This is a genomic window from Aquisalimonas lutea (assembly GCF_030409225.1).
GTDB lineage: Bacteria > Pseudomonadota > Gammaproteobacteria > Nitrococcales > Aquisalimonadaceae > Aquisalimonas > Aquisalimonas lutea.
Genome location: NZ_JAUFPK010000005.1, coordinates 161,736 through 176,931 on the forward strand (window position 1 = coordinate 161,736; position 15,196 = coordinate 176,931).

The 15,196-nt window shown below is 63.7% G+C and carries 13 protein-coding genes; 10 read left to right on the forward strand and 3 right to left on the reverse strand.

The features are described from left to right. Positions 1–35: 35 nt before the first annotated feature. The 9 genes from QWY84_RS14890 to hpaR all read left to right on the forward strand — a co-directional run bounded on the left by QWY84_RS14890 (position 36) and on the right by hpaR (position 9,576). Complete coding sequence (locus QWY84_RS14890; RefSeq protein ID WP_290203608.1) at positions 36–1,466, forward strand: mannose-1-phosphate guanylyltransferase/mannose-6-phosphate isomerase; 1,431 nt, start codon at positions 36–38, stop codon at positions 1,464–1,466. A gap of 405 nt (positions 1,467–1,871) precedes the next feature. Further along, entirely contained in the window at positions 1,872–2,258 is a 387-nt protein-coding gene (locus QWY84_RS14895; RefSeq protein ID WP_290203610.1) for a 5-carboxymethyl-2-hydroxymuconate Delta-isomerase, read from the forward strand. Positions 2,259–2,303: 45 nt separating this feature from the next. Next, positions 2,304–3,812, forward strand: a complete 1,509-nt coding sequence (gene hpaE / locus QWY84_RS14900; RefSeq protein WP_290203612.1) for a 5-carboxymethyl-2-hydroxymuconate semialdehyde dehydrogenase — start codon at positions 2,304–2,306, stop codon at positions 3,810–3,812. Positions 3,813–3,869: 57 nt separating this feature from the next. Then, the gene (gene hpaD, locus QWY84_RS14905; RefSeq protein ID WP_290203613.1) at positions 3,870–4,850 is read left to right on the forward strand and encodes a 3,4-dihydroxyphenylacetate 2,3-dioxygenase; all 981 of its coding nucleotides are present in this window, start codon (positions 3,870–3,872) and stop codon (positions 4,848–4,850) included. A gap of 58 nt (positions 4,851–4,908) precedes the next feature. Next, a complete protein-coding gene (locus tag QWY84_RS14910; RefSeq protein WP_290203614.1) occupies positions 4,909–5,799 on the forward strand; it encodes a fumarylacetoacetate hydrolase family protein in 891 nt (296 codons plus the stop codon). Then, complete coding sequence (locus QWY84_RS14915; RefSeq protein WP_290203615.1) at positions 5,786–6,589, forward strand: FAA hydrolase family protein; 804 nt, start codon at positions 5,786–5,788, stop codon at positions 6,587–6,589. Before QWY84_RS14910 ends, QWY84_RS14915 begins: the two co-directional genes overlap by 14 nt. Positions 6,590–6,761: 172 nt before the next feature. Next, complete coding sequence (hpaI, locus tag QWY84_RS14920; RefSeq protein ID WP_290203616.1) at positions 6,762–7,562, forward strand: 4-hydroxy-2-oxoheptanedioate aldolase; 801 nt, start codon at positions 6,762–6,764, stop codon at positions 7,560–7,562. 64 nt (positions 7,563–7,626) lie between these two features. Then, positions 7,627–9,078, forward strand: coding sequence for an NADP-dependent succinate-semialdehyde dehydrogenase (gabD, locus tag QWY84_RS14925; protein ID WP_290203618.1), 1,452 nt, complete (start codon positions 7,627–7,629; stop codon positions 9,076–9,078). A gap of 57 nt (positions 9,079–9,135) precedes the next feature. Next, positions 9,136–9,576 carry a homoprotocatechuate degradation operon regulator HpaR gene (hpaR, locus tag QWY84_RS14930; RefSeq protein WP_290203620.1) on the forward strand — a complete coding sequence of 147 codons (441 nt, stop codon included), beginning with the start codon at positions 9,136–9,138 and terminating at the stop codon, positions 9,574–9,576. A gap of 279 nt (positions 9,577–9,855) precedes the next feature. On the opposite strand, the gene QWY84_RS14935 is transcribed toward hpaR, so the two are convergent. Next, entirely contained in the window at positions 9,856–10,899 is a 1,044-nt protein-coding gene (locus QWY84_RS14935) for an aldo/keto reductase (protein ID WP_290203621.1), read from the reverse strand. 192 nt (positions 10,900–11,091) lie between these two features. Here QWY84_RS14935 and QWY84_RS14940 point away from each other — a divergent pair, with 192 nt between their 5' ends. Beyond that, positions 11,092–11,967: a helix-turn-helix domain-containing protein gene (locus tag QWY84_RS14940; protein ID WP_290203623.1), complete on the forward strand. Its 876-nt coding sequence runs from the start codon at positions 11,092–11,094 to the stop codon at positions 11,965–11,967. Positions 11,968–12,081: 114 nt separating this feature from the next. On the opposite strand, the gene ettA is transcribed toward QWY84_RS14940, so the two are convergent. Together ettA and rimK are read right to left on the reverse strand one after the other, a co-directional pair. After that, the gene (ettA, locus tag QWY84_RS14945) at positions 12,082–13,743 is read right to left on the reverse strand and encodes an energy-dependent translational throttle protein EttA (RefSeq protein ID WP_290203624.1); all 1,662 of its coding nucleotides are present in this window, start codon (positions 13,741–13,743) and stop codon (positions 12,082–12,084) included. A gap of 538 nt (positions 13,744–14,281) precedes the next feature. Beyond that, a complete protein-coding gene (gene rimK, locus QWY84_RS14950) occupies positions 14,282–15,187 on the reverse strand; it encodes a 30S ribosomal protein S6--L-glutamate ligase (RefSeq protein WP_290203625.1) in 906 nt (301 codons plus the stop codon). Positions 15,188–15,196 lie beyond the last annotated feature (9 nt).

Consider the following 15,196-nt stretch of genomic DNA (forward strand, 5'->3'; position numbering starts at 1 on the left):
TGGGAGCCAACCAAGGGACCAATCAAGGAGAAGGCATGGCCGGGATTACGCCGCTGGTCCTGTCCGGCGGGGCGGGGACGCGTCTGTGGCCGCTGTCGCGGGAGCTGTATCCCAAGCAGCTGCTGGCGCTCACCGAGCCGGAGCGGACCATGCTGCAGGTCACCGCGGATCGCCTGCACGGCCTGCCCGGGCTGGCGGACGAGGCCGTCGTCGTCTGCAATGAATCGCACCGCTTCCTGGTGGCCGAGCAGCTGCGGGATACCGCTCTTCACCGGCCGGCCATCCTGCTGGAGCCCGTGGGGCGCAACACGGCGCCGGCGGCCTGCGCCGGCGCGCTGCATGCCGTCGCCCGGGACCCGGAGGCGCTGCTGCTGGTCATGCCGGCGGATCACTGCATCAACGATCCGGCGGCCTTCCGGGACGCGGTGGCCAGCGGCCGGGAGGCGGCGCGCGACGGCGCCCTGGTGACCTTCGGCATCCGCCCCGCCCACCCCGAGACCGGTTACGGCTACATCCGCGCTCGCATGGACGGGCAGGCGGATGCCGGCGGTCCGATGCCCGTGGCCGAGTTCGTGGAGAAACCGGATGCGGACACGGCACAGCGGTACGTCGACTCCGGCGAGTACTTCTGGAACAGCGGCCTGTTCCTGTTCCGGGCCGACCGCTACCTGCAGGAGCTGGAGCGCCTGGAGCCGGACATGGTGGCGGCCTGCCGCGAGGCGCTCGACGGCGCGCAGCGGGATCTCGACTTCATCCGCCTGGAGCCGGAGGCATTCGCCCGCTGCCGGTCCGACTCCATCGACTATGCCGTCATGGAGCGCACCCGGGATGCCATGGTGATCCCCATGGACCCGGGCTGGAGCGACCTGGGGTCCTGGTCGGCGCTGCAGGCGGTGAGCCCGGCGGACGCGGACGGCAACGTCACCCGCGGCGACGTCATCACGGAAGGCAGCCACAACAGCTACATCCGCTCCGAGCACCGGCTGGTGGCCGCGCTGGGCATGAATGACGCCGTCATCGTGGAAACGGCGGACGCCGTGCTGGTGGCCGACCGGGGGCACGTCCAGGACGTCAAGAAGGTAGTCGAGCGCCTGCGCAGCCAGGGCCGGGAAGAGCCCCACAACCACCTGCGGGTGGTCCGGCCCTGGGGGTCGTACGAGAGCATCACCGCCGGCGAGCGCTTCCAGGTCAAGCGCATCATCGTCAACCCGGGTGCCAGCCTGTCGCTGCAGATGCACCACCACCGCGCCGAGCACTGGGTGGTGGTGCGGGGAACGGCGCGAATCGTGCGCGATGACCAGACGTTCCTGCTGGGCGAGGATCAGTCCACCTATATCCCGCTGGGCACGCGGCACCGCCTGGAGAACCCCGGCAAGATCCCGCTGGAGCTCATCGAGGTGCAGACCGGCAGCTACCTGGGCGAGGACGATATCGTGCGCTTCGAGGACGTCTACGGCCGAGGCTAGCAAAATGCAACGAACTCGGGTTACAGGACACTAGGGTCCTGTAACCCGGGATCGCTGGAGTATCCCTCGCCGCCGAGCCGCCCGCCAGCCGCGATTTCACCTTGCCGTGCCGCGAGCGCAGTGGCCCACCCCCGGCTCACCCTTGTGCACGCCGCCGTGCTGCACGGACCGTGAGACCCTCCCAAAAGGCACCCGGCAAGCTCCCTTTACGGGGGCCATCATCGTTCGGGTGGGAGACCAGAATAATCACGCACAGGATCAGGGAGACCCTTGACAGACCAGCCCAACAAAATTATTAATATATTAATAAAAGGATGGTCCTTAAGGTGCTGGACGAGGGTGATCGCGTGGCATGCGCCCATGGAAGCCTGCTCAGCGTCCCGCCGCCATACCAAGGAGAACGACGTGCCACATCTGCATATCGAGTACTCACCGAACCTCGAGCGGTACGTGGCCGTGCAGGATGTCTGCCGGGCCGCCTGGGAGGTCATGAAGGAAAGCGAGCTCTTTCCGCTCGCCGGGATCCGCGTGCGCGCCTTTGCCGCCGACCATTGCATCGTCGCCGACGACCATCCGGACAACGATTTCGTTGCGATGACGCTATCCGTCGGCGCCGGCCGCGAGAAAGCGGCCCTGAAGGCAGCGGGAGAGCGCCTTTTCTCGGCGGTACAGGATGCGCTCGCCGCGCCGCTGGCCACCACCCACTTCGCGCTGTCATTGGAGATTCGCGAGATCGATGCCGCGCTGGGTTGGAAGGACACCCCGATTCATAGCCGTCTTTCGCAACACTGAGTCTTCGGAGACACCGGACTTGTCGACATGCCAGGAGTATTTCCGATGAGCACATTGGAAGAGAACCTTGCCCGCGCGCAGGAATACATGAAGCGTTTTCGCGAGCGAGGGATCAACAACCACATCAACGGCGAATCGGTACCCGCTAGCTCGGGTGAGACCTTCGAGACCCTGTCGCCGGTCGATCTTGAGCCATTGGCCAAGGTCGCCCGGGGTGGTGCCGGCGACATCGATCAGGCGGCAAAAGCGGCCAAGGAGGCCTTCAAGACGTGGAGCAGGATGCCGGGCGAGGAGCGCCGCGCCATCCTGATCAAAGTAGCGGAAGCCATCGAGGCGCGCGCCGACGAAATCGCTTTCACCGAGTGCATGGACACCGGCCAGGCGCTGCGCTTCATGTCCAAGGCAGCCGTTCGCGGCGCGGCCAACTTCCGCTTTTTTGCCGACAAGGCGCCGCAAGCCGAGGACGGGCTCGCGCTTCGCAACGACAGCCAGATGAACGTCACCTCCAAGCGTCCATTGGGCCCCATCGGCGTCATCACTCCGTGGAACACGCCGTTCATGCTGTCGACCTGGAAAATCGCACCAGCGCTGGCCTCGGGCTGTACCGTGGTGCACAAGCCGGCCGAGTTCTCGCCGATGACAGCCAAGCTCCTGGTCGAGATCGCCGAGGATGCCGGTCTTCCCAAGGGGGTACTGAACCTGGTCAATGGTTTCGGTGAAGACGCCGGCAAGGCCCTGACCGAACATCCCGATATCAAGGCAATCGCCTTCATCGGCGAAAGCCGTACCGGACAGATGATCATGGCCCAGGCCGCGCCGACCCTGAAGCGTTTCCATTTCGAGCTCGGCGGCAAGAACCCGGTCATCGTCTTCGACGACGCCGACATCGACCGCGCGGTGGACGCCGCCAGCTTCATGATCTACTCACTCAATGGTGAGCGCTGCACCTCTTCGTCTCGCCTGCTGGTGCAGGACAGCATCTACGAGGACTTTACACGTCGCGTGGCCAAGGTCGCCAATAACATCAAGGTCGGCCATCCACTCGACCCCGAAACGGTCGTCGGCCCACTGATCCACCCCGAGCACGAGAAGAAGGTGCTCTCCTACTTCGACAAGGCCCGGGAGCAGGGCGCGACCATTGCCGCCGGCGGTGAAAAGGTCGGCAACGACGGCTGTTTCGTTCGGCCGACCCTGTTCACCCATGCCACCAATGACATGGCCATCGCCCAGGAGGAGATCTTCGGCCCGGTGCTGACCGCCATTGCCTTCAAGGACGAAGACGAGGCACTGAACATCGCCAACGACACCCAGTACGGTCTAACCGCCTATCTGTGGACCAACGATCTCAACCGAGCCATGCGTCTAACCGACGAACTTGAAGCGGGCATGATGTGGGTCAACTCCGAGAACGTTCGCCATCTGCCCGCACCGTTCGGGGGCGTCAAGGCGTCGGGCATCGGCCGCGACGGTGGCGACTGGTCATTCGACTTCTACATGGAGACCGTCAACGTTTCCTTCCCCCGCAAGATGCACCAAGCGCCGAAACTCGGCTGACGGCATTGTCGCAGGCGTTATTCCACCACCCGCTTGAAAGGATCAGGGAGCCATACCATGCCCATTCCGACTCCGAATCTTTATCCACCGTTCAACGTCATTCGCCTGAGCCATGTCGTGTTCCGTGTAACCGACCTGGCCAAGAGCCGTCACTTCTATGTCGATACGCTGGGTCTTCAGGTGACGGACGAGGACGACCGGCGCATCTATCTGCGCGCCTTGGAAGAGCGTGGACACCACTGCATCGTGCTCGAGCAGAGCGACACCGCTACGGTTCAGGCACTGTCTTTCAAGGTCTTCGATGAGCAGGAACTGGACAATACATACGCCTGGTTCCAGGAGCAGGGCCATCCGGTCGAGTGGGTCGAGCGGCCCTATCAAGGGCGTACGCTGCGCACGGTCGACTGCTTCGATACACCCATCGAGTTCTATTTCAGGATGGACCGTTTGCCACCCATCCATCAGCAGTACGCGCTGTACCGTGGTGTCAAACCACTGCGCATCGACCATTTCAACGTGTTCTCGGCCAACGTCGACCAGGCAGTCGAGTTCTACAACCGTATCGGCTTCCGCCTCACCGAATACACCGAGGACGAGGAGAGTGGCCGCCTGTGGGCGGCCTGGATGCACCGCAAGGGTGGCGTTCATGACATCGCCTTCACGAACGGCGAAGGTCCCCGGCTTCACCACACGGCTTTCTGGGTGCCGACCCCGCTCAACATTATCGACCTTTGCGACTTGATGGCCACCACCGGCTACGTCAGCAGCATCGAGCGCGGGCCAGGCCGCCACGGCATATCCAACGCCTTCTTCCTCTATATCCTCGACCCGGATGGTCACCGCATCGAGGTTTACTGCTCCGACTACCAGACCGTCGATCCGGACCTTGAGCCCATCAAGTGGGATCTGAAGGACCCGCAGCGCCAGACCCTGTGGGGTGCGCCGGCACCACGCTCCTGGTTCGAGCGCGGCTCGCTGTTCGAGGGCGTCGACACTCAGGCGTCACAGCTGAACGCAACGCCCATTGTTGCCCCCTAGTGTCCTGTAGCCCGAGCACAAGCGGCCCGGTGATCCCGGGCCGTTCAGGAGAGACGTCATGAGCACCACCCTTCTCCCTCGTCTGGCATCCTTCCACGCCGACGGCGCGGATCGCTACGGTGTCGTCGGCGACGAGGCCATCATCGATCTGACCCCGGAATTCGGTACTCGCTTCAAGGGGCTCAAAGAGATCATCGAGGCCGGCGCGATCGACGAAATCATGGATGCTGCCGAGGGACGCCGCCCAAGCTACCGCGAAGAGGACGTCACTTTCCTGATTCCGCTGGCCAACCCCGAGAAACTGATCTGCGTCGGCGTCAACTTCCCGTCACGCAACGAAGAGTACAAGGACGGCCAGGCGGCACCGAGCAAGCCTTCGCTGTTCATTCGTTTTCCCCGCAGCTTCGTGGGCCATCGGCAGAATCTGGTGCGCCCGCCGGAGAGCGAGCAGCTCGACTACGAAGGCGAGGTTGCCATCGTGATCGGCAAGGGCGGGCGCCGCATTCCCATGGAGAAGACCTATGAACACATCGCGGCGCTGACCCTGTGCAACGAAGGCACCATCCGCGACTGGGTCCATCACGCCAAGTTTAACGTCACGCAGGGTAAGAACTTCGATGCCACCGGCGCCATGGGCCCTTGGCTGGTGCCGTTTCGTGATGCCTCCCAGCTCGACGACATCGAGCTGACCACCCGCGTCAACGGCGAGGTACGCCAGCGCGATCGGACCTCGCGCATGATGTTCGATTTCCGTTACATCGTGAGCTACGTCTCTACCTTCACCACCCTGGTACCGGGCGACGTCATCGTCTGTGGCACGCCTACCGGTGCAGGTGCGCGCTTCGATCCGCCGGTCTGGCTCAAGCCGGGCGATGTCATCGAAGTCGAAGCCGATGGCATCGGCACCCTGGTCAACGGTGTGGAGGACGAAAAACATGCCGTTGACTGATACCCAGATCGCCGAGGCAGCCGATGCCCTGCTTGCGGCGGAGGAAAGCGGCGAGCAGATCGGCCTTCTGTCGCTACAGTACCCGGGCATGACACTGGATGACGCTTATGCCATCCAAGCCGCCCAGATGAAGCGGAAACTGGCCCGGGGACAGGAGATCATTGGCTGGAAAATCGGATTGACGTCTAAGGCCATGCAGGATGCGCTGGGCATCGATACGCCCGACAGTGGCGTGCTCTACGACTACATGCGCTTCGATACCGGCGTCGTGATTCCCGATAACCACTTCATTCAGCCGCGGATCGAAACCGAGATCGCCTTCGTCATGAAGGCGCCGCTGGAGGGGAAAGTCACTCGGGAGGAGGTACTGGCCGCCACCGACTACGTGTCGCCCGCCATCGAGATTCTCGATACCCGTGTCGTGCGCAGGGATGCTCGAACCGGTCAGATGCGCGTCATCGTCGATACCGTGTCCGACAATGCGGCGAACGCCGGCATCGTGCTGGGCGAGGAGCAACACGCACCGAATGCCATCGATCTGCGCTGGGTCGGCTCGATCGTCAAGAAGAACCGGGATGTCGTCGCCACGGGCCTGGGTGCCGGCGTGCTCGACGACCCGGTGATCGGCCTGATGTGGCTGGCACGCCGCATGGCGGACTATGGCCAACGGATCGAAGCCGGTCAGGTCGTATTGTCCGGCTCCTTCATCGGTCCGGTTGAATGCCCGTCCGGCAGCGGTATCGAGGCGGACTACGGCTCGTTCGGGAAAGTGACGCTGCGGTTCGATTGATCGGCTGCCCCTGCCGCTGCGGCTCATGCCTGACCGGGCTAGCGGCGGCGCTAGCGTGACGGTCGGGCGTCAAAAAGCGCATCAGTCCCTGCTGATGCAACGGCCGGTGGTCCGGGTAGACCCTCACCATGCCGCATGGGGCCCCACCACACAGAGGATCGGGAGAGTATCCATGGACATGCCCACCAACACGTTCAAACAGGCATTGGCCCGGAACGAGGCCCAGATCGGCATCTGGTCGGGCCTGGCCAATGGCTACTGCGCCGAAATTGCCGCCAACGCCGGCTTCGACTGGCTGTTGATCGATGGTGAGCATGCGCCCAACGACCTGCGTTCCATTCTCGAGCAGCTGCAGGCGGTCGCCCCCTACGAGGTGCAGCCCGTGGTGCGTCCTCCCGTGGGAGAGACGGCACTGATCAAGCAGTATCTCGATATCGGCGTGGCGAGCTTGCTGGTGCCCATGGTGGACAGCGCCGATCAGGCGCGCGCCCTGGTGCGTGCGACGCGCTATCCGCCGGAGGGTGTACGTGGCGTCGGCAGTGCGCTGGCGCGGGCTTCCCGCTGGAATTCCATACCCGGCTATCTGGACAAGGCCGACGAGGAAGTATGTTTGCTGGTGCAGATCGAGACGCAGGAAGGGCTCGACAACCTCGACGCCATCGCCGCCGTCGAGGGCGTCGATGGCGTCTTTATCGGCCCGGCGGATCTGAGCGCTTCACTCGGTCATCGCGGCAATCCGGAGCATGAGGAGGTGCAGACCGCCATCGAGAAGGCGATCCAGCGCATCCACCAGGCAGGTAAGGCGGCCGGCATTCTGTCGGCCAATCCGACGCTTGCCAAGCGCTATCTCGAGCTGGGCTGCACCTTCGTGGCCGTCGGGGTGGATGCCAGCCTGCTGATGTGCTCGCTGCGTGAATTGGCCGCCACTTTCAAAGGCGGCGAGACGCCGGAGCCTCCCGCCTCCGTATATTGAATACGCTCGGCCGGCCCATTCTTTGGCCTGGATGACTGATTCTCTCTTTATTTGGGCAGTTCCCATGAACCTGACTGACTCCCATCTACTTCGCCAGCACGCCTACATCAACGGACAGTGGGTCAGCGCCGACAATGGCGACACCTTCACTGTCACCAACCCGGCCGACAACACGCCCATTGCCGAGGTCGCGCGCGTCGGTGCCGCTGCAACGCGGCACGCTATCGAAGCGGCCGATTCCGCGTTGCCAGCCTGGCGCGACAGGACCGCCAAAGAGCGGGCGACGCTCTTGCATCGCTGGTTCGCGTTAATGCAGGAACACAAGGAAGACTTGGCACGGCTGCTGAGCTGGGAGCAAGGTAAACCGCTGGCTGAAAGTCGCGGTGAGATCGATTATGGCGCCAGCTTCATCGAGTGGTTTGCCGAGGAAGGCAAACGCGTATACGGCGATGTCATTCCCAACGACAAGCCGGGCCGCCGCCTGGTGGTGATCAAGCAGCCTGTCGGCGTCGTAGCCGCTATCACGCCGTGGAACTTCCCGGTTGCCATGATCACACGCAAGGCAGGCCCGGCTCTGGCTGCCGGATGCACCATGGTGCTCAAACCTGCTTCCGAGACACCCTTGTCGGCGCTGGCACTGGCCGAATTGGCCGAGCGCGCAGGCGTGCCCGCCGGCGTCTTTAGTGTGGTAACCGGTAGTGCGGGCGAGATCGGCAGTGAGCTGACCCGCCATGAACGCATTCGCAAGCTGTCGTTCACCGGTTCGACCGAAATCGGCCGGCAGTTGATGGAGGAGTGCGCCGGCACCATCAAGAAGGTCAGCATGGAGCTTGGCGGCAATGCTCCCTTCATCGTCTTTGATGATGCGGATCTGGACGCCGCCGTCGAGGGCGCGATCGCCTCCAAGTTTCGCAATAGCGGGCAGACCTGTGTTTGCACCAATCGCATCCTGGTACACGATGCCGTCTACGACAGTTTTAGTGAAAAGTTGGTAGCTGCCGTGAAACGGCTCAAGGTCGCAGCAGCCAACGACGAAACCGCGCAACAGGGGCCGCTGATCAACCGGAAGGCGGTCGACAAGGTAAGAGCTCACATCGATAACGCCGTCGATCAGGGTGCCACGGTGCTCTGTGGCGGGCGGCCTCATGCAATGGGAGACAACTTCTTCGAGCCAACGGTGCTCGGTGATGTGACGCCGAGCATGGATGTTGCCAGTGAAGAGACGTTTGGTCCGCTTGCCCCGCTGTTTCGCTTTAATAGCGAACAGGAAGCCATTCGCATGGCGAACGATACTCCGTTCGGTCTCGCCTCCTACATTTATACGCAGAATATTGGCCGCAGCTGGCGCGTAGGGGAAGCTCTCGAATATGGTATGGTCGGCATAAACGAGGGCATAATCTCGACGGAAGTAGCGCCGTTCGGTGGAATCAAAGCCTCAGGCGTAGGCCGGGAAGGCTCCCACTACGGCATTGAAGACTATCTCGAAATTAAATACTTGTGTATGGGTATTCGATAACCCAACGATCAAGGCCGAGGGGAGGACCCCTCGGCCGTTTTCTTGATAAGGCAGAACATGGCGCGTCCGACTCCCTCTCTCCCCTTGGCACTGCTTCAGGCCCGTGAGTCCGTAATGGACTTCTTCCGGCCCAACCTCAACCGCAACAATATTACCGAGCAGCAGTGGCGGGTTATCCGCATCCTATGGCAAGCCGACAATCAGACGCTCGAAAGTCACCAGCTGGCCGAGTTGGCATGCATTCTGCGCCCCAGCCTGACCGGCGTACTGGTGCGTCTGGAACAAAGCGGCCTGGTACACCGCTGGAAGCCCGAAACCGATCAGCGCCGTCTTTGCATCACTCTTACGCCGAAGGGCAATGCGCTTTTCGACGAAATGAAGGAAGAAATGATGCGGCAATACAGGAGGATTCAGGAGGCCTTGGGGGAGGAGAAATATTGCACTCTAATGAGCCTGTTGGACGAGGTGAAAAACCTGCGTCCTGACGACGACAATTAATAACGCGTTCGCTGCCGCCGGCCGGTCGGAATACGTGCTCCGGGGCAAGCCCACAAGCCGACCTGCTCGGATTTCGGGGTCCGCTTCGGCCAGGCCGTATCAACGCCCGGGATGGCGGTCGAGACCAAAGGGCCCCGGCCGGGGCCCTTTGGTCTCCGAGCATACCGGTTTCAAGGTCCCTATGCGTGCCCGCATCCGTCGCCGGGCATGCATCAAGGTAGTGCAAGGCGGTGGCGCTTCCCGGATGGATGTCCGTGGAGCCCGGCCCGTGTGAACTCGTCAGCGCCCTTGCGCTGCCAACTGCTCACGCCGGTACTGGCCTTGGCGTTCCAGCATCCAGCCGGGATATTCCGGCGGCAGCTCGCTGACGCGATTGAGCTCAGTAAGTTCATGACCGCCGAGCTCGATTTGCGTCGCGGCAATATTGTCGTCGAGCTGCTCCGTTCGCTTGGCCCCGACGATGACGCTGGTGACGACGTCCTGATGCAGCAGCCAGGCAAGCGCGATCTGGGCGACCGAGACGCCTTTGTTGTCGGCGATGCGGCGCATCACGTCAATACAATCGTAAGCGCGTTCCTTCTCCACTGGCGGGAAATCGAAGCGGGTACGCCGGCCGCCTTCCTCGGCTCGACCGTCTCGCGTGTACTTGCCGCTGAGCAGGCCGCCGGCGAGAGGGCTCCACACCATGAGCCCGAGTCCTTCGCTTTGCAGCATGGGAGCGATGTCGCGCTCCAGGTCGCGGCCCGCAATCGTGTAATACGCCTGCAGTGACTGGAAGTGAGCCAGCCCCAGTCGGTCGGCAATGCCCAGTGCCTTCATGATCTGCCAGGCCGCCCAGTTGGACACCCCGATATAGCGGACATGCCCCTGTTGCACTAAGGTATCCAGGGCGTGGAGGGTTTCCTCGATCGGTGTGGCCGGGTCGAAGCCGTGGACCTGATACAGATCGATATGATCGACCTGCAGGCGCCGCAGACTGGCTTTTACTCCGTCCATGATGTGATAGCGCGACAAGCCCCGGGCATTCACTCCCGGGCCGGTTTCACCGAATACTTTGGTAGCGAGCACGACATCGCTGCGCGGTACCTGGAGATTCTTCAGGGCCTGGCCGGTCATCTGTTCCGATATTCCTTCGGAGTAGACATCGGCGGTGTCGATGAAGTTGATACCGGCATCGAGGGCCCGACCGATCAGGCGGTCGGCGTCAGCCTGCTGCAAGTCACCGATCTGGCTCCATAGCTCTCCCTCGCCGCCGAAGGTCATGGTGCCCAGGCAAAGCTCGGAGACGAACAGGCCGGTATTGCCGAATTTGCGGTAACGCATGGTTGTGCTCCTTTTGCAGTGTGCGCCTCGACTGAAGTGGAGACCCTATATCGGCTGTCAGGGAGAGGTAAGGAACGCCGTATACTGGTATCCGCACTTCCCCCCTGGAAATTGGTTACTAACCTTTCAGGAGGTAAAACCGGGTCTCGGCATCGTTCGGCGATGGTTCAGCAAACCAGAAGGAATAGCGTAGTGCTTAGTAATGACCGTCGTAGCGAGATCGCTACCTTTCTGAGAATTCGGCGTGCGCGGCTGCAGCCGGAGCACATCGGCCTGCCGCGTGGTACGCGGCGGCGAACTCCCGGTCTGCGTCGCGAGGAAGTCGCCGAGCTGGCCGGAATCAGCACCGAGTGGTACGCGTGGCTGGAGCAGATGCGCGACGTGCATCCATCGATGGATACGTTGCAGCATATCGCCCATGCGCTGAGGCTCGAACCTGCCGAGCAGCAGCATCTGCTGACGCTGGGCGGATACGGGCCGGAGAGCGGGAGCAATGGCTCGGCGCGCGAGGCTGCGGTGAGCCCTCAGCATCAGCGGCTGATGGATCAGCTCGAGTTCTGTCCGGCGTGGATCACGGGGGCACGTTCCGACATCCTGGCCTGGAACCGCGCCGCGACCGTCATCCACGGTGATCTCGGCGCCATGCGGGGAATCGAAAGGAACGGTATCTACCAGCTTTTCCTGAATCCGCGTATACGTCAGATGCTCGTGAACTGGGAGTCCCACGCCCGGGACTGTGTCGCGAAGTTGCGGCTGACTCATGCGAACTACATCGATGATTCGTGGTTCAACGAGCTGATCGGAATACTCCTTGCCCAAAGCCCGGAGTTTGCCGGCTGGTGGGGGGAGCACAATGTCCAGCTTCCCCAGGATGGCGTGAAGGGCTACCAGCATCCCGAAGCGGGGCGATTGGTATTCGACTACGCCATCCTCCAGGTGGCCGGTGGTAACGGCGCTTCATTGCAGCTCGTCACCTACGTCCCCACCAGCGATTCGGATACTCGGCAGAAGATGGAAACGCTGTTGGGCTATCCTGACTTCTTGTCGCTCGCGGGGGCGCGGGGATAGGCATCGACACCAGCGGTCGCAGGGCACCGATCCCGGTGGCAACCTTGATGCGCCGTCGACCACGCGGCGTCCCGGGCTCTGCGCCCGGGATTTCGCCGCCGACGGCGCGATTCACTACGCCAGGCGCTTGTACTTGATCCGGTGCGGCGTGGCGTCGTCGCCCAGGCGCTTCTTGCGGTCTTCCTCGTAGTCCTGGTAGTTGCCCTCGATGAAGGTCACCTGGCTGTCGCCCTCGAAGGCCAGGATATGGGTGCTGATCCGGTCCAGGAACCAGCGGTCGTGGGAGATCACCACCGCGCAGCCCGGGAACGTGAGCAGGGCCTCCTCCAGGGCGCGCAGGGTTTCCACGTCCAGGTCGTTGGTGGGCTCGTCCAGCAGCAGCACGTTGCCGCCGCTCTGCAGCAGCTTGGCCAGGTGCACGCGGTTGCGTTCTCCGCCGGAGAGCTCGCCGATGCGCTTCTGCTGCTCGGTGCCCTTGAAGTTGAACTTGCCCACGTAGGCCCGCGACTGCACCTCGTAGCTGCCCACCTGGATGAGGTCCTGGCCGCCGGAGATCTCCTCCCAGACGGTCTTGCTGTCGTCCAGGTGGTCGCGGCTCTGGTCCACGTAGGCCAGATCCACCGTGTCGCCGATGCGGATCTCGCCGGCGTCGGGGGTCTCCCGGCCGGTGATCATGCGGAACAGCGTGGTCTTGCCGGCGCCGTTGGGGCCGATGACGCCGACGATGCCCCCCGGCGGCAGGTTGAAGGTGAGGTCCTCGTAGAGCAGCTCCTGGCCGAAGGCCTTGCGCACGCCGTCGAACTCGATGACCTTGTCGCCCAGCCGCGGGCCCGGCGGGATGTAGAGCTCCTGGGTCTCGTTGCGTTTCTGGAACTCCTTCGACTGCAGCTCCTCGAAGCGCTGCAGGCGGGCCTTGCTCTTGGCCTGCCGCCCCTTGGGATTGGTACGCACCCACTCCAGCTCGGCCTTGACCGCGCGCCGGTGGGCCTGCTCCTGCTTCTTCTCCTGCTCCAGGCGCTTTTCCTTCTGCTCCAGCCAGGAGGAGTAGTTGCCCTGCCAGGGGATGCCCTGGCCCCGGTCCAGCTCCAGGATCCAGCCGGCGACGTTGTCCAGGAAGTAGCGATCGTGGGTGACCGCCACCACCGTGCCCGGGAACTCCGCCAGGAAGCGCTCCAGCCAGGCCACGCTCTCCGCATCCAGGTGGTTGGTGGGCTCGTCCAGCAGCAGCATGTCCGGGCCGGACAGCAGCAGGCGGCACAGCGCGACGCGGCGCTTCTCGCCGCCGGAGATGGTGTTCACGTCGGCATCCCAGGGCGGCAGGCGCAGGGCGTCGGCGGCCTGCTCCAGCTGCCGCTCCAGGTCCCAGGCGCCGGCGGCGTCGATGCGGTCCTGCAGCTTGCCCTGCTTCTCCATCAGGGCCTCGAAATCGGCGTCCGGGTCGGCCATCTCGGCGGAGACGGCGTTGAACTCGTCGAGCATCTGCTTGATCTCGGCGACGCCTTCCTCGACGTTGCCGCGCACGTCCTTGTCGGGGTCGAGCTGCGGCTCCTGGGGCAGGTAGCCGATCTTGATGCCCGGCTGCGGGCGCGCCTCGCCCTCGTACTCCTTCTCCACGCCGGCCATGATCTTCAGCAGCGTGGACTTGCCGGCGCCGTTGAGCCCGAGCACGCCGATCTTGGCGCCGGGGAAGAACGACAGGGAGATGTCCTTGAGGATCTCGCGCTTGGGCGGGACGACCTTGCCCACCCGGTTCATGGTGTAGATGTACTGCGCCATTGGTCAGCAAGCCTGTTGCTCTGGAAAGTGGACCGACATTCTACCTGTTGCACACGGGCTGGCCAGTGCCTTGTACGAGGACAGATGGTTCTGTGGAGGTGCAGGCGGGGATCGGGGTGTGTGCGACTAGCGGAGCCCCGTCGCGCAGGGCGCCCGGCCCCGAAGGGGTTGCTTCAGGGATGAAGCAACCGAGCGTCAGCACAGGGATGTGCTGTCGCTCGGCCAGCCCGGAGCGACGGAAAAGGCGGAGCTCCGGAGCTCACACCCCGATCCCCGCCTGCACCTCCACAGAACGCCTTAGTACTGAACGATGAGCCCTCTGTGCCGGTGTCGCTTGGAGGGGTGGCGGTTCCGGGTTGGCGCTCCGAAGCTCCGCCTGGTTCCTCCGCTCCGGCCTGGCCGGCTGACAGCACATCCCTGTGCTGACAGCCGGTGGCGGCATCCCTGCCGCCACCCCTTCGGGGCCGGACGGCCTGCGCTCCGGGGCTCCGCTAGTCGCTTCAACCCGGAATCGCCACCCCTCCAAGCGACTCTTGAATTATCCTTTCCCGCGCGTCCGCGTCTTGCCCTTGCGCCCGCTCTTCTCGATGAACTGGATGACCGACGAGGCGATGTCCTTGCTGGTGGCCTTCTCGATGCCCTGCAGGCCCGGGGAGGAGTTGACCTCCAGGACCACCGGCCCGTGATTCGAGCGCATGATGTCCACGCCGCAGGTGTTCAGGCCCATGATGCGGGCGGCGCGCACCGCCGTGGAGCGCTCCTCCGGGGTGATGCGCAGCGCCCGCGCGCTGCCGCCGCGGTGGACGTTGGAGCGGAACTCCCCTTCCTTGGCCTGGCGGATCATGGACGCCACCACCCGGTCGCCCACCACGAAGCAGCGGATGTCCGCGCCGTTGGCCTCGCGGATGTACTCCTGGGTGAGAAAGTACGCATTCAGCCCGCGGAAGGCGTCGATGACGCTCTCGGCCGCCTTGTTGGTCTCCGCCAGGACCACGCCGCGGCCCTGGGTGCCCTCCAGCAGCTTGACCACCAGCGGTGCGCCGCCCACCAGGTTGATCAGGTCCTGGTTGTCGTCCGGGGAATAGCCGAACCCGGTGACCGGCAGCCCGATGCCCCGGCGGGCGAGCAGCTGCAGCGAGCGCAGCTTGTCCCGGGAGCGGTTGATGGCCACCGACTCGTTGAGCGGGAACACCCCCATCATCTCGAACTGGCGCACCACGGCGGTGCCGTAGAACGTGATCGAGGCGCCGATGCGGGGGATGACGGCGTCCGGCATCTCCAGCTGCTCGCCGCGGTAGTGGATCTCCGGCTTGTGGGCGCTGATGTTCATGTAGCAGCGCAGCGGGTCCACCACGCGCATGGTATGGCCGCGTTCCTCGCCGGCCTCCTGCAGGCGCCGCGTGGAGTAGAGTCGCCGGTTGCGCGAGAGAATGATGATATTCATCGGGCAGCG

What these genes read in the sequence shown, in the direction of transcription:
- QWY84_RS14935 (WP_290203621.1), bottom strand. Translation starts at nt 10,899, where the DNA reads ATGCGTTACCGCAAATTCGGCAATACCGGCCTGTTCGTCTCCGAGCTT.
- QWY84_RS14910 (WP_290203614.1), top strand. Translation starts at nt 4,909, where the DNA reads ATGAGCACCACCCTTCTCCCTCGTCTGGCATCCTTCCACGCCGACGGC.
- gabD (WP_290203618.1), top strand. Translation starts at nt 7,627, where the DNA reads ATGAACCTGACTGACTCCCATCTACTTCGCCAGCACGCCTACATCAAC.
- hpaD (WP_290203613.1), top strand. Translation starts at nt 3,870, where the DNA reads ATGCCCATTCCGACTCCGAATCTTTATCCACCGTTCAACGTCATTCGC.
- ettA (WP_290203624.1), bottom strand. Translation starts at nt 13,743, where the DNA reads ATGGCGCAGTACATCTACACCATGAACCGGGTGGGCAAGGTCGTCCCG.
- rimK (WP_290203625.1), bottom strand. Translation starts at nt 15,187, where the DNA reads ATGAATATCATCATTCTCTCGCGCAACCGGCGACTCTACTCCACGCGG.
- QWY84_RS14890 (WP_290203608.1), top strand. Translation starts at nt 36, where the DNA reads ATGGCCGGGATTACGCCGCTGGTCCTGTCCGGCGGGGCGGGGACGCGT.
- QWY84_RS14915 (WP_290203615.1), top strand. Translation starts at nt 5,786, where the DNA reads ATGCCGTTGACTGATACCCAGATCGCCGAGGCAGCCGATGCCCTGCTT.
- hpaI (WP_290203616.1), top strand. Translation starts at nt 6,762, where the DNA reads ATGGACATGCCCACCAACACGTTCAAACAGGCATTGGCCCGGAACGAG.
- hpaE (WP_290203612.1), top strand. Translation starts at nt 2,304, where the DNA reads ATGAGCACATTGGAAGAGAACCTTGCCCGCGCGCAGGAATACATGAAG.
- hpaR (WP_290203620.1), top strand. Translation starts at nt 9,136, where the DNA reads ATGGCGCGTCCGACTCCCTCTCTCCCCTTGGCACTGCTTCAGGCCCGT.